10 protein-coding genes and 2 tRNA genes are annotated in these 12,970 nt (G+C 70.9%); 6 read left to right on the top strand and 6 right to left on the bottom strand.

What is annotated here, in order from left to right:
- The first annotated feature begins 1 nt into the window (after nucleotide 1).
- The 3 genes from FB474_RS05250 (at nucleotide 2) to FB474_RS05240 (ending at nucleotide 3,271) form a co-directional block, all read left to right on the top strand.
- Entirely contained in the window at nucleotides 2-946 is a 945-nt protein-coding gene (locus tag FB474_RS05250) for an ABC transporter ATP-binding protein (protein ID WP_141787683.1), read from the top strand.
- Nucleotides 943-2,610, top strand: coding sequence for an ABC transporter permease (locus FB474_RS05245; protein ID WP_221632440.1), 1,668 nt, complete (start codon nucleotides 943-945; stop codon nucleotides 2,608-2,610). The genes FB474_RS05250 and FB474_RS05245 overlap by 4 nt, the downstream gene beginning before the upstream one ends.
- A 136-nt stretch (nucleotides 2,611-2,746) precedes the next feature.
- A complete protein-coding gene (locus FB474_RS05240; protein ID WP_141787682.1) occupies nucleotides 2,747-3,271 on the top strand; it encodes a hypothetical protein in 525 nt (174 codons plus the stop codon).
- A gap of 122 nt (nucleotides 3,272-3,393) precedes the next feature.
- Here FB474_RS05240 and tig read toward each other — a convergent pair whose 3' ends face one another.
- On the bottom strand, nucleotides 3,394-4,716 hold the full coding sequence (gene tig, locus FB474_RS05235) for a trigger factor (RefSeq protein ID WP_141787681.1): 1,323 nt from the start codon (nucleotides 4,714-4,716) through the stop codon (nucleotides 3,394-3,396).
- 61 nt (nucleotides 4,717-4,777) lie between these two features.
- Here tig and FB474_RS21325 point away from each other — a divergent pair, with 61 nt between their 5' ends.
- Both FB474_RS21325 and FB474_RS05230 read left to right on the top strand, forming a co-directional pair.
- Entirely contained in the window at nucleotides 4,778-4,900 is a 123-nt protein-coding gene (locus FB474_RS21325; protein ID WP_281286300.1) for a hypothetical protein, read from the top strand.
- Between the two features lie 9 nt (nucleotides 4,901-4,909).
- Nucleotides 4,910-6,322, top strand: a complete 1,413-nt coding sequence (locus tag FB474_RS05230; protein ID WP_141787680.1) for a dihydrolipoyl dehydrogenase family protein — start codon at nucleotides 4,910-4,912, stop codon at nucleotides 6,320-6,322.
- A 135-nt stretch (nucleotides 6,323-6,457) separates the two neighbouring features.
- Here the strand turns inward: FB474_RS05230 and FB474_RS05225 are convergent, their stop codons facing one another.
- Complete coding sequence (locus tag FB474_RS05225) at nucleotides 6,458-7,114, bottom strand: hemerythrin domain-containing protein (RefSeq protein ID WP_141787679.1); 657 nt, start codon at nucleotides 7,112-7,114, stop codon at nucleotides 6,458-6,460.
- Between the two features lie 180 nt (nucleotides 7,115-7,294).
- Nucleotides 7,295-7,368, bottom strand: a tRNA-Pro gene (locus tag FB474_RS05220).
- 114 nt (nucleotides 7,369-7,482) lie between these two features.
- Between FB474_RS05220 and FB474_RS05215 the strand changes: the two genes are divergently transcribed.
- A tRNA-Gly gene (locus tag FB474_RS05215) sits at nucleotides 7,483-7,556 on the top strand.
- A 1,603-nt stretch (nucleotides 7,557-9,159) separates the two neighbouring features.
- Here FB474_RS05215 and FB474_RS05210 read toward each other — a convergent pair.
- The 3 genes from FB474_RS05210 to FB474_RS05200 form a co-directional block, all read right to left on the bottom strand.
- On the bottom strand, nucleotides 9,160-9,438 hold the full coding sequence (locus tag FB474_RS05210; RefSeq protein WP_141787678.1) for a hypothetical protein: 279 nt from the start codon (nucleotides 9,436-9,438) through the stop codon (nucleotides 9,160-9,162).
- A gap of 43 nt (nucleotides 9,439-9,481) precedes the next feature.
- Entirely contained in the window at nucleotides 9,482-10,858 is a 1,377-nt protein-coding gene (locus FB474_RS05205; RefSeq protein WP_141787677.1) for a hypothetical protein, read from the bottom strand.
- Between the two features lie 1,676 nt (nucleotides 10,859-12,534).
- Nucleotides 12,535-12,897, bottom strand: coding sequence for a YciI family protein (locus tag FB474_RS05200; protein WP_141787676.1), 363 nt, complete (start codon nucleotides 12,895-12,897; stop codon nucleotides 12,535-12,537).
- Between the last annotated feature and the right edge of the window lie 73 nt (nucleotides 12,898-12,970).

Below are 12,970 nucleotides of genomic sequence, written 5' to 3'. Positions count from 1 at the left end.
CATGGATCTGGCGATAGAGGTCTCGGGGCTGGTCAAGTCCTTCGGCAGCACCAGGGCGCTTGACGGGCTGGACCTGTCGGTGCGGCGGGGCGAGGTGCACGGGTTCCTCGGCCCCAACGGATCCGGCAAGACCACCACCCTTCGCGTGCTGCTGGGGCTGTTGCGGGCCGACGCGGGGCAGGTGCGTCTGCTCGACGGCGACCCGTGGCGCGACGTCACCTCGCTGCACCGCCGGCTGGCGTACGTGCCCGGCGACGTGTCGCTGTGGCCCACCCTGACCGGGGGTGAGGTCATCGACCTGCTCGGCCGGCTGCGCGGCAACCTCGACCCGCAGCGGCGCCGGCTGCTGCTCGAGCGCTTCGAGCTCGACCCGGGCAAGAAGGGACGGGCCTACTCCAAGGGCAACCGGCAGAAGGTCGCCCTGGTCGCCGCCCTGGCCTCCGATGTCGAGCTGCTGCTGCTCGACGAGCCGACCTCGGGCCTGGACCCCCTGATGGAGGAGGTCTTCCGTCAGTGCATCGACGAGGAGCGCGAGCGCGGCCGCACCGTGCTGCTCTCCAGCCACATCCTGGCCGAGGCCGAGGCGCTGTGTGACCGGGTGAGCATCATCCGCCACGGCCGCACCGCCGAGACCGGGACGCTCACCGAGCTGCGCCACCTGACCCGCACGTCGGTGACCGCCGAGCTCGCGTCCGTCCCGGCCGGCCTGGCCGAGCTGCCCGGCGTCCACGACCTCCTGGTCGAGCCTCGGGCGGACGGCGCGATGGTGGTCGGCCAGATCGACACCGAGCACCTCGACGCCGTGATGCGCCGGCTCAGCCAGGCCGGGGTCCGCAGCCTGGTCAGCCAGCCGCCGACCCTGGAAGAGCTGTTCCTGCGCCACTACAAGGACGAGCTGGTGGCCAACGGCAGCTCCGTCCCGAGCAGCGCGGGCGGCCCACGGTGAGCACCGGCACGTCCACCGGGACCGCGGGCACCCTCGGCGCCACCCGTCCCACGACCGCCGCGCCCGGGGCCGGCGCCTTCACCGGCACCTGGCAGCTGACACGCCTCGCGCTGCGCCGCGACCGGGTGCTGGTCCCGGTGTGGCTGGCGGTCTTCGTCGTGCTGGCCGGCAGCACCGCCTCCAGCACGCTGACGCTCTACCCCGACATCGTCTCCCGTCGCCAGATCGGCGTGACGATCAACGGCAACCCGGCGATGGTCGCGCTCTACGGCAAGGTGCTCGACACCAGCTCCGCCGGTGCCGTGGCCATGTTCAAGGTCAACGCGCTGGGCGCGGCCCTGGTCGCGGTGCTGACCATGATCCTGCTGGTGCGGCACACCCGGGCCGAGGAGGAAGCCGGCCGCCTCGAGCTGGTCGGTGCCGGCGTCGTCGGGCGGTTCGCCCCGCTGACCGCCGCCCTCGCGGTCACCTGCGGCACCGCGATCACGCTCGGGGTGCTGACCGGGCTCAGCCTGGTCGCCGCCGGGCTGCCGGTCAGCGGGTCGCTGGCGTTCGGCCTGTCCTGGGCGCTCACCGGCGTGTCCTTCGCCGCCGTCGCCGCGGTCATGGCCCAGCTCACGACCAGCGCCCGGGGAGCGACCGGGCTGACCGCTGCCGTCCTCGGAGCCACCTACCTGCTGCGCGCCGTGGGCGACGTCTCCGACGCGCACGGTCCGCGCTGGGCGTCCTGGCTCTCGCCGGTCGGCTGGGCCCAGCAGGTCCGCCCGTTCGCCGGGGTGCGCTGGTGGGTCTTCCTCATCGGTGCGCTGTTCACCGCGCTGGTCGCCGCCGGGGCCTACGCCCTCGTGGGTCGCCGCGACCTCGGCGCGGGCCTGCTCGCCGACCGGGGCGGCCGGGCGGAGGCGACGCGCTGGCTGGCCGGCCCGCTCGGCCTCGCGGTCCGGCTGCAGCGCGCGGTGCTCCTGTCGTGGACGGTCGGCTTCGCCGTGATGGGACTGATCGTCGGGAGTCTGGCCAACAGCGTGCAGTCCTTCCTGGACACGCCCGGGGCCCGGGACATGATCACCAAGCTCGGGGGCCAGGCGGGCCTGCTCGACGCGTTCTTCGGCACCGAGCTCAGCGTCATCGCCATCATCACCTGCATCTTCGGCATCTCCGCGGTCCTGCGCCTGCACGGGGAGGAGCAGGCCCTGCGCGCCGAGCCGCTGCTGGCGACGGCCACCGGACGACGCCGCTGGGCGCTCAGCCACGTCACGGTGGCGGTGCTCGGCTCGGTCTGGCTGCTCTTCGTCGTCGGGCTGACGATGGGCCTGTCCGCGGCGGCCACGCTCAACGACTACGACCAGGTCGGGCGGCTCCTCGGCGCCGCACTGGCCCAGCTGCCCGCGGTGCTGGTGATGATCGGCATCGCCGTGGCGGCCTTCGGCCTGGTGCCGCGCCTGGTCACCGTCGCGTGGGCGCTGCTCGTGGCGTTCCTGCTCGTCGGCGAGCTGGGCCCGCTGTTCCAGCTGGACCAGCGGGTCATGGACGTCTCCCCGTTCGCGCACACCCCGCGGCTGCCCGGCGGCTCCCTCACCGCGACCCCGCTGGCGTGGCTGACCGTGGTCGGGGTTGCACTGGTCGTGCTCGGGCTGGAGGCCTTCCGCCGCCGCGACCTCGACTGAGCGCCGCCCCTCCCCCGCGCCAGCCGGGCCCGGACACGCGTATGCCGCGACCGGGAGTCCCGGCCGGCAGTCCCGGCAGGCCCACGGCGTGGGCCGTGCCCGGGCGCCGGGTCGTCCTGGCGGCCATACTCGCGCCATGACGAGGCTCCTGTTCGACGGCGTCGTACACACCGACTACGGGCAGCTCGACCTGCTGTGGGGCCTGGGTGTCGGCTTTGACGGGGACTTCGACCGATGGTTCGCCGGTCAGGTGAACGGGCTCGTCGGGGCGGCCTCCGGCGACGGCCTGTACATCAACCTCGCCCGGCGGTCGGGAGGGTCGCCAGTGCGGATCGCCCTCGAGGCCGAAGCCCCTGGCCCGCCAAGCGACCAGTGGGAGGACGTCGTGGAGGTGTCGGTCACCGTCCCACCCGGCGGCGAGGCACGGTGGTGCACCTGGGCCAACGAGACCCGGGGCACCCTGGACCTGCCCCCCGGCCCCTACCGCGTGCGCGTCAGCGCGAGGGGCCGGGACGCCGGCCGTGCCGGCGAGCTCGCCGACGGCTCGGTCGACGCGTACCTGATTCAGCTGTGGGAGGCCCCTGACGAGGTGGACGCGGTCGTCCGGTCCACCAGCGCGAACGGGGCGTACTGGCACCGCGAGGTCGGCAGTCGGCGCTGACGAGCTGTCGCTGGGTCACCTCGTCACCCCGCCACCCGGCCCCGGACACACGTATGCCGCGACCGGGAGTCCCGGCCGCGGCATACGCGGTGGTGCGGTGTCGGTCAGGCGACCGGCGCGGCTCAGGCGTGGTCGTGGCCCTCGTGGTCCTCGATCGCCTCGCCGGTGGTGTCGGCCAGCTCGACGTTGAGCTCGTTGAGGTCGACCTCGTTGCCGGCGGTGTCCTTGACGGCGGCCTTCTCCAGGACCGTGGCCAGGGCCTTGCGGCGCGCGACCTCGGCGACCATGGCCGGGATCTGGCCGGCCTCGTCAACGGCCTTGGCGAACTCGTTGGGGTCCATGCCGTACTGCGAGGCGGACATGACGAGGTACTCGATCAGCTCGGGCTGGCCGACGCTGACCTCCTCCTTCTCGACGATGGCGTCGAGCAGGAACTGGGCGCGCAGGGCCTTGCGGGCGCTCTCCTGCACCTCGGCGCGGTGCTCGTCGTCCTCGAGGCGGTTCTCGTTCTCGAGGTGGCTGTGGACCTCGGCCTCGACGAGGGCGTCGGGCACCGGGATCTCGGTGTTGTCGAGCAGGTGCTCGAGGACCTTGTCGCGGGCCTGGACGCCCTGCTCGAACTTCTTGGCGCGCTCGGCCTGGGCGGTCACGTCGGCCTTGAGCTCCTCGAGGGTGTCGAACTCGGAGGCGAGCTGGGCGAAGTCGTCGTCGAGCTCGGGCAGGACGCGCTCCTTGACCGACTGCACGGTCACGGTGATCTCGGCGTCCTCACCCTCACGGTCGCCACCGGCGAGCGGGGCGGTGAAGGTCTTGGTCTCCTCGGCCTTCATGCCGACCAGGGCCTCGTCGAGGCCGTCGAGCATGTTGCCGGTGCCGATCTCGTAGGAGATGCCCTTGACCGCGTCGATCTCGTCCTCGCCGATGGTGGCGGTCAGGTCGATGGAGACGAAGTCACCGGTCTGGGCCTCGCGGTCGACACCGGTCAGGGTGCCGAAGCGCTGACGCAGGGAGGTCAGGCGCTCCTCGACGTCCTCGTCGCTCGCCGCGACCTCGTCGACCTCGATGGCCAGGCCCTCGTAGTCGGGCAGGGTGATCTCGGGGCGGACGTCGACCTCGATGGTGAACTTCAGCTCCTGGCCGTCCTCGGCCGGGACCTCGGTCACGTCGAGCTCGGGCTGGCCGAGCGGGCGGACCTTGTTCTCCTCGACGGCCTGGCCGTAGAACTTCGGCAGCGCGTCGTTGACGGCCTCCTGGAGGACGGCGCCACGGCCGACGCGCTGGTCGATGATCCGGGCCGGGACCTTGCCCTGGCGGAAGCCGGGCACGGAGATCTGCGACGCGATCGTCTTGTAAGCCGCATCGAGGCTCGGCTTGAGCTCCTCGAAGGGGACCTCGACGGTCAGCTTGACCCGGGTCGGGTTGAGGGTCTCGACGGCACTCTTCACTGCGGGTTACTCCAAGGTGTGGGCATCAGGAAGGCTCGGCCCGGAGCCGAGAGGACAGGTCATGGTATCCACACGCGCCGGACGGACCGAAATGCGCTCCGCCCGGGTCGGCGCCGCGGCCGGGGTGACCGGCCGCACGGCGGGGCGCGCCTCCCGGGGCGACGGCACGGCATACCGGGGCTAGCGTCAGGCCATGAGCGAAGCGGTGGACGAGTCCTTCGACGTGATCGTGGTCGGCGCCGGCGCGGTGGGCGAGAACGCCGCCGACCGGGCCGGGCGCAGCGGGCTGAAGGTCATGGTCGTCGAGCGCCGGCTCGTCGGGGGCGAGTGCAGCTTCTACGCATGCACCCCGACCAAGGCGATGCTGCGGCCGGTGCACGCCGCCCACGCGGCGCAGCGGGTGCGTGGGGTCGCCGGGGCCCACCTCGTCCCGGCCGAGGTGATGGCCCGGCGGGACTACTGGATCTCCGACCTCGACGACAGCGGCGCCGTGCGCTGGCTGGAGTCGGCCGGCATCGCCCTCGTGCGCGGCACCGCACGGCTGGTCGGCGAGCGCCTCGTCGAGGTCGACGGCACGACCTACCGGGCCGGCGCCGCGGTGGTGGTGGCCACCGGCACCTCCCCCGCCGTGCCCGACCTGCCCGGGCTGCGCGACGCCAAGCCGTGGACCAACATCGAGGCGACGACCTCCTCCACCGTCCCGGAGCGCCTCGTCATCCTCGGCGGCGGCGTGGTCGCCTGCGAGACCGCGCAGATCTACTGCGCCCTCGGGTCACGGGTGACGCTGGTCGAGCGTGGGCCGCGGCTGCTCGGGCGCGCGGAGCCGTTCGCCTCCTCGCTCGTCGCGGCGGCCTTGGCGCGCGAGGGGGTCGACGTGCGGCTGGGGGTGACGGTGACGGCGGTGTCGCGGCCCGAGCCCGGCGGCGAGGTGACCGTCACGCTCTCGGACGGCAGCACGGTCGCCGGCGACGAGGTCATGGCGGCGATGGGCCGCACGCCCAACACCGGCGACCTCGGGCTGGACGTCGTGGGCGCCGAGGTCGACGAGTCCGGCTACGTCGTGGTCGACGACTCCATGCGGGTCACCTCGGTGCCGGGCGACTGGCTGTACGCCGTCGGCGACGTCACCGGGCGCAACCTGCTGACCCACATGGGCAAGTACCAGGCCCGCGTGGCCGGCGACATCATCGCCGCGCGCGGCGCCGGCCGGGCCACCGACGGACCGGGGATGCGCGCCTGGGCCGACCACCTCGGGGCGCCGCAGGTCGTGTTCACCGACCCCGAGGTGAGCTCGGTGGGCCTGACCGAGGCCGCCGCCCGCGAGCGCGGGATGGACGTGCGGGTGGTCAACGTCAAGATGCGCGCGGCGTCCGGGGCGGGGCTGCAGGCCGACGAGTACGAGGGCTACGCCCAGATCGTGGTCGACGAGAGCCGCCGGGTGGTGGTGGGGGCGACGTTCGTGGGGCAGGACACTGCCGAGATGGTCCACGCCGCCGGTATCGCGGTCGTCGGGGAGGTGCCGCTGGAGCGGCTGTGGCACGTGGTGCCCTCGTTCCCGACGATGAGCGAGATCTGGCTGCGGCTGCTGGAGCACTACGGTCTGTGAGGCGCGGGCGCCCGGGGTGCCACCCACCACCCACGGCCGACCTCGGCTCCCGGACGTCAACCTCGCGCCAGTGGCTGCGGACGGTGTCCGGCAGGTGAGGTCCGGCCGGGAGGTGCGCGGCCGGTATCCCGTGGCTCAGCCGCGCAGCTCGGCCACGAAGGTCTCGTAGCGGGCCTGGTCCTCGCCCTGCCAGCCGGCACGGACGTCCTCGGGGAGGCGCTCGAGCAGCGACGCGGCCTGGGCCTCGGTCGAGGCGTCTAGGACGAGCCCGAGCACGAGCCAGGGCCGGTCGCCGCCGAAGGCCGCGAAGGCCAGCGGGGTGATCTCGGCCCACTCCTCGACGCTGAGGTGCTCGGCGGCCAGGGGCAGGATCTCGGCCTCCTGGGTGCTGACGAGGGCCTCGAGCTCGAACTGGAGGGTGAGCAGTGCGCCGACGAGGTGGCCGCCCCACTGCGCGGTGGGCTCGGTGGAGAACTGCACCAGGGCGTGCTCGGCGCGGGTCAGCGTGCCCTCGAGGGCCTCGTGCTCGGCGATGACCGCCGGCACCATCGCCTCGTCGGGGCACCGCTCACGCAGCCGGGGCCACAGGGCCGCGTCCTCGGCCTCGTGGTGGGCGCGCAGGAAGGCCAGGACGTTGCCGTAGTAGCCGGCCACCGCCTCCTGCGCCTCGGGACGCTCAACCACCGCACCAGCCACGAGGTCGGAGGCCGACTCGAGCGCGTCGCGGAAGACCTGGTGGAGGGCCACCGCCTCGCTGGTGTCGGGCCGGGCCTCGGCAACCGTCTCGGACATGGGCACCCCTTGCAGCGTGGACGACCGAGCAGCCGGTGGTGTGCTGGTGTCGCCCCCGCGTGTCTGCCCCGCCACCCGGGAGCACCCCGGGTGCTTTGAAGCCTAGGACGGTGCGGTGGCGCGGCGTGGGCGTTTGGCGAAATCGCCTGTGTCGCAACGGGAAGGACAAGACGGGCAGGGTCGGGGTAGCCGGATTCGAACCGGCGGCCTTCCGCTCCCAAAGCGGACGCGCTACCAAGCTGCGCCATACCCCGTGTGCTGCGGCCGTGACCCCCACTCGACACCCCGTCACGGGGTCGGATTTCGGAACGTGCGACAGCGGGCATTAGGCTAACGCCCCGCAACCCCGCCCTCGACGGCGGTGTCGCGCGGGTGTAGCTCAATGGCAGAGCCCCAGCCTTCCAAGCTGGTCATGCGGGTTCGATTCCCGTCACCCGCTCCACCCGAAAAGCCGCAGGTCACGGGCCCAAACCCGACCTGCGGCTTCGTCGTCTCAGGCGCCCAACCGCGCCGGCGTGCCCAGTACGTGCCCAGTCACGTCCCCGGAGTGTCGTCCTCGAGCGACGGAATCTCGACCGCGACGGGACCGAATCGCAGCTGCTCGGCAGACATCAGGACGTCTAGGGCGCGGCTCCGCCTCGCCAACCCGGCCCTGCCACGCCCTCCGCGCTTCGCCGATGGGACCCCGCACTGCGGGCGGCGCTTCGCGCCGTCCTCGCGCACCCCACCCCTACGCGCTCCGGGCTGACCCGGGCCAGGACACAACAACGAGGCGGGCCGCGATCAACCCGGAATGCTGCCCCCGCCACGCCCGAACCTCCATTCACCGCCTCAAGCGCTGGCGAAGACGGAGGCCCACACGTGGCCGGCTACCCGAAGCCCCAGCTGCAGCCTCAGGATCTGGCCGGCTCTTCACCCCCGTGCGCCCGGCCCTCGGATCCGCATCGCAGCGGGGCCGCCAAGGTGTCGGCGAGGGTTCGCGGCCCGATGCGCAGACCCGCGAGCTGAACGGAGCTGCAGGCAGAGGGGACATCGCTGACAACTCGGAGTAGTCGAAGCACCGTCGCCGCACCCGTCCAGTCTGATTTGCTGGTGCCGTGGAGAGGCCAGCGGAGTTCCCAGCGATGCCGCCTCCGCTGACCGAGCCAGCCTCGCGCTTCAGCCCGGACGGGCGATGGTGGTTCGACGGTTCAGTGTGGCGGCCAACCACTTCCCCCGATGGGCACTGGCGCTGGAACGGCCAAGCGTGGGTTCCTGCCCGTCGTGCTTCGCTCCCGCGCTGGGCCAAGGTCTGCCGGGTTGTCTGGCTAGTGCTCTTGGGCGCCTGGTTGTTGTTCCTGACGCTCGCTGCACGGGGAACGTCGACGGTCCCAGGCTGGGCCATCCTTCCCACCATCGCTTTGGGAGCGGTCGCAGTTCTCTCCACGCTCGGTTGGGGGGCAGTCCTGGGGAAGCTTCGGTCCTGGCGCACGGTGGCCACGTCTGCGCCAGCCGGCGCCGGGGTCCTCGCCTTCTGGTACGTGGTGGCCATGGCCAGCTCCAACGACCCCACGGCTGACGACGCGGCAGGGGTTGGCGTTGTCATGCTGGGAATCCCAGCGCTCGTCCTGGTCGCGCTGCTGCTCGTAGTCGGTGGCGCTGTCGGTGCCGCCTTCCGACGGTGAAGTAAGCATGTACCGGGACCTTTGGCGTGTTCACGCCGTCGCTGTGATCAGCCTCGTGGCCTGCGCTGGGCTATCCTTCGATTCGTTCCGAGGGTCACACCCGTGGACCGGAGCCGCGTGGTTGCTCGGGGCATTCGCCGCCGCTGGGGTCCTGACTGCTCCCGTGATCCTCAAGCGCGTCGTGACGAGGCGTAACCCACCTCCGGCGCGGCACAGTTCTGGAAAGACCAACTGGTAACCGGCCTCGCACTCAAGCCCTCGCGCCCGCCCGTTGCCAACCAACGCCTGCACGACCCGGGACGGTCCTGGACAGCCCGGCTGTTCTGTGAGCACGGGCGCGGGCGTTCGGGACGCTCGTGGACGGTTCCCCCCATCTTTGGATCAGGCCTGCATCAGCTGGTGGCTAAGACCCAACGCCGCGCCAGTCTGGGTGCGCCAGCTGGAAAGACGCTGTAGGGCCGGTTGGGGACCTTCGGACTGCAAGACGTCCAGGATCATGTCCGCGCGCTGCTTGAGTTCGGCGTGCCATGCAACGTCGCCCTCGGGAGCTGGAACGGCTTCCAGCGCCTCGCGCGCGCCGGACAGATCGCCAAGTATGAGACGGGCGTAGCCGACCTCTTCGCTGATGAGCCCGTTGCGCGATATCGGTGAGGCTGCCATGGTCCGTAGCGCTTCCTCTTCGCTCGGAAGGTCGTCCCAGCTCTCACCGGTTGCGGAGGTAGTACGCCCCGTCTTCGGCGATCTGGCTCTCAGGCGGGCGCGGAGGGGCCGTCGGCGCGGAGCCGGCGAAGTCAGTGAGTGTGTCCGACACGTCGACCCGGTCCACCACTTTCCCCAGTGACGCGACCTGGAAGTGTCGTCCGATCCACACGAGGCGCCCCTCGGTGTCGGTCCCGAGGTCGACGTCGAAGGCAAAGAGGCCGTGTGAGAGCCCCCACCACCCCTCGCGCGTGGTCAACCCCCCGCTGTATGCAGCCGTCGCGGCGGGCACGCGAACCCGGTAGCAGTCAATGGCTTTGACCTTCGTCGCCGCGGCAGAGCAGTCCTGCACGGCGGCACTCGAGGCCTGCCTCAGCAGGGAGAGCGCGACAAAGGGACTGGTGTCGTCCCCCCAGCCCTGGACTGTCGACGACGCGGGATCCCATGCGCGCCACTTCGCACCCTTCGGGATGGCTTCGCCAGGCACGGCCGAGATCGGCACTGTCACCGGCGAAAGGTCGACCTTGCCGTGATCGAAAATCAGCTCTGAGGCGGTCGGGTCAGCGGTGTCGGCCAAGGACGCAGTACCCGCATCGAGCGCAACCGGGCCCGACATCGTTGTCGTCCCACGGGCCCCATAGACAGGCGCGAAGTCCCTTGCGTGCGTCCAGGTCGCGCCCGGCTGGGCCAGCGTCTTCGATACCGCCACACGAACGGCCGACGCCGCTTCCTCGCTTGCATCGGGCAGCGGGTGCACGACCTCGCCGTGACCAAATCCGGCTGGAAGCGGCACACCGGGCATCCACCCGCTCCCGAACCGTCGATAGTTCTGGTCGACCCACCAAATGTGCCAGCCGGAGTCGTCCGCGCCCAGTGCGTAGTCGACGCGGAAGTCCGCCGCGTACAGGGCCTCCGTTGCGTCCCTGCGGTCCTTGAGCCGGTAGCCGAACCGACCTCGATAGGCGACGTGGATGAGATCTGCGGACAGGGGATCCTTGGTCACCGTCATCGACTGAGGTCCTACGACCACGCCTGGGGCCGCAGGGGTCACGGCCGAGCAGTCCAGCTTGTCGGAAGCGAGCCGTGGCTCCAGGTCGTTGAGTAACAGATCGCCCGCCTTGCCGGCGAACAGATCCCCCACGGTCTCGGCTGAGGTTGCTTCCTTGGTCGGGCTGCTCGCCCCGGGCTTCGAGCAGAGCCACCCGAAGTCTCCGTGCACCTGCGCGAGGTACCCAGACAGCCACGTGAGCGCATCCATCACGTCGGACGCGCTGAGATGCCCGACCGGCCGCACCTGCGCGGGGGCCCCCTTGGCCAGGATGTCGTCGGACAGCGAAAACACTGTCGCCATCGGGGCCGGGGGTGCCGTGTCGAGATGCACCGGAACAGCAGCCGGGACGGCGCCTCCTGCGCAGGAAGACACCAATGTGGCCACAGCCGCAAGAACGACAAGGCCGACACGAACACGCACGATGAACCCCCTGACCTAAGCGGCGTCTTTCTATCAGGGACAGGAGGCACTCAACGCGGATCCGTCCAAACCTGTCACCGATCGTGTCGGAGTCGGCGGGACGTCGAATCCGGGGCGATCGCCTCGGAGCCGTGGCCCATGGGCCCCGTGACTCCACTGAGAAGGAGTGGAAATCGAAGCCCCCGCGCGGCCCCGCTGCGGCGACGCTGTCCTTCTCGCCAACAGCCCGCCGCCAGTTGCCTCCTTCAGGTTCGAGTTGCGTGAGGCGCAGGCAGCCGGTCTACTTCGCCGCACTTGGAGTGCGGGGTGGCTGTAGGGGTGGGACATTGCCGAGGATGCACGGTGGCTGAGCGACGTGCCCTTGGCCGTGTGCTCATGACAGCCTTGATGGTGGGCGTGTTGGGAGCATGCGGTTCCCAACACGCCGGCCACCAGGCCGGTCAGCCGCCTTCACCGCCTCGGGCAACTCCAGTTCCGTGGCGGCAGGCCACGCTCGTAGACCCACACACCCTGAAGATCAACTGGGGCGGGTCACCATGTGCAAGGTTCGCCGGCGCCTCGGTGAGCGAGTTTCCCACGTCGGTGCGCGTTGTTGTGACGGAAGTGTCGAACGCCGCCGGGAACAACTGCATCGCCGCCGAAGCGCTGCGCTCCACCACGGTGACGCTCAACGCACCCCTGGGTGCTCGCTCCCTCGTCGGATGCGCCCCTCCCGGACCCTGCCTGGAAAGGCCGTAGGGCCGAAGTCACGAAGCGGGTCAGGCAGCCGCCGGCGAGAGGTCCAGCCACCTCGGTCATGTCCCGAGGATGCCAGCGCACCCGAACCGACATGCCGAAAGCGCAAGACTCGGTGGCATGCCCAATACGGGCACAATCCAGCGCGGAGTCACGCTGAAGGAAGGCTCAGCCATGCCTCGGCCGCACAAGATCCCGATTCTCGCAGGTCCGCAAGGCGCGCCGACTCAGCTTCACGCTGGCCGTATGCGGGCCCTTCAGCGCCGCCTGACGAGTGCCCAGAGACCCAGTAGGGCGGGTCGTATGCTCCCCGTGTGCCGGACCCACAGCTTGCGCCCGGCGCCTACACCAGGCGCAACAAGGTCATGATCGCGGCCGCGCTGGTCCTGGCGTCTTTGATCGGGTTAGCCTCCTGCGCCACCACAGCGGTCGTCGTGGCGGCAGTCGCGAGTTCCCCGTGCGCGTTCGATCCCCCGCCCGGAGACCACTTTCAGGCTGCCGTACTCAACGACACCGCCCACACGGTCCAGGTGCGGGGCGAGCAGCCCGACCCGCAAGAGGTCGGCGTGGCTCCAGACTCTGTGAACAACGGTCTGAGTGCGTGGTGCGGAGAATCGTTACGAGTCTTCCGCGGACAACACTTGCTCGGCTGCCTTGATGCTTCTTCCCAGGACGACACGCGGGCTGCACCGCTGAGGGTCAGCAAGGTTGGCGCCTGCTGAGGTGCCGGGTGAGGCACAAGTGCATCAGTGGCTGACCGGCAATGACCGGAGTCGCGGCGTCAGAATCCGGCGGGTCAGAGGCGAGCGACGCCAGAACCCGGTCCACGTTGGGCCCTCATCCTTCGAGCCTCAAGCCGTGATCAGGTCCGGGTCGTCCATGAACCTGCGGACGTCCTGCGCACACCGACAGGCCACCGCGAACTTCGCGGCCCACTCCAGTGCCGCCTCCCGGGTGGGCACGTCGACGATCGCCACACCGCCGACGAGCTCCTTGCTCTCCGGGAACGGGCCGTCGGTGACCATCCCGTCGGTGGCCACCACGGCGTGCTCGACGTCGCCATCGTCGTAACTCAGCCCGCCGGCGAAGACGAACGCGCCGGCGTCCTTGGCCTCCTGGCACACCGCGTGGGCGGCCTTGCCCACCTCGGGGAAGTCCTCCTCGGGGATGTGGTCCATCGCGCCCTTCTCGAACGAGATCAGGTACCTCGGCATCTCATCACTCCTCGTCTCAGCGGCCTTCCTCCGACCGCCGCTTCACCCCTACTACGAACGCCTCGCTCCGGAT

Source organism: Oryzihumus leptocrescens, from assembly GCF_006716205.1.
GTDB lineage: Bacteria > Actinomycetota > Actinomycetes > Actinomycetales > Dermatophilaceae > Oryzihumus > Oryzihumus leptocrescens.
This window is presented reverse-complemented; position numbering and strand designations above follow the sequence as displayed.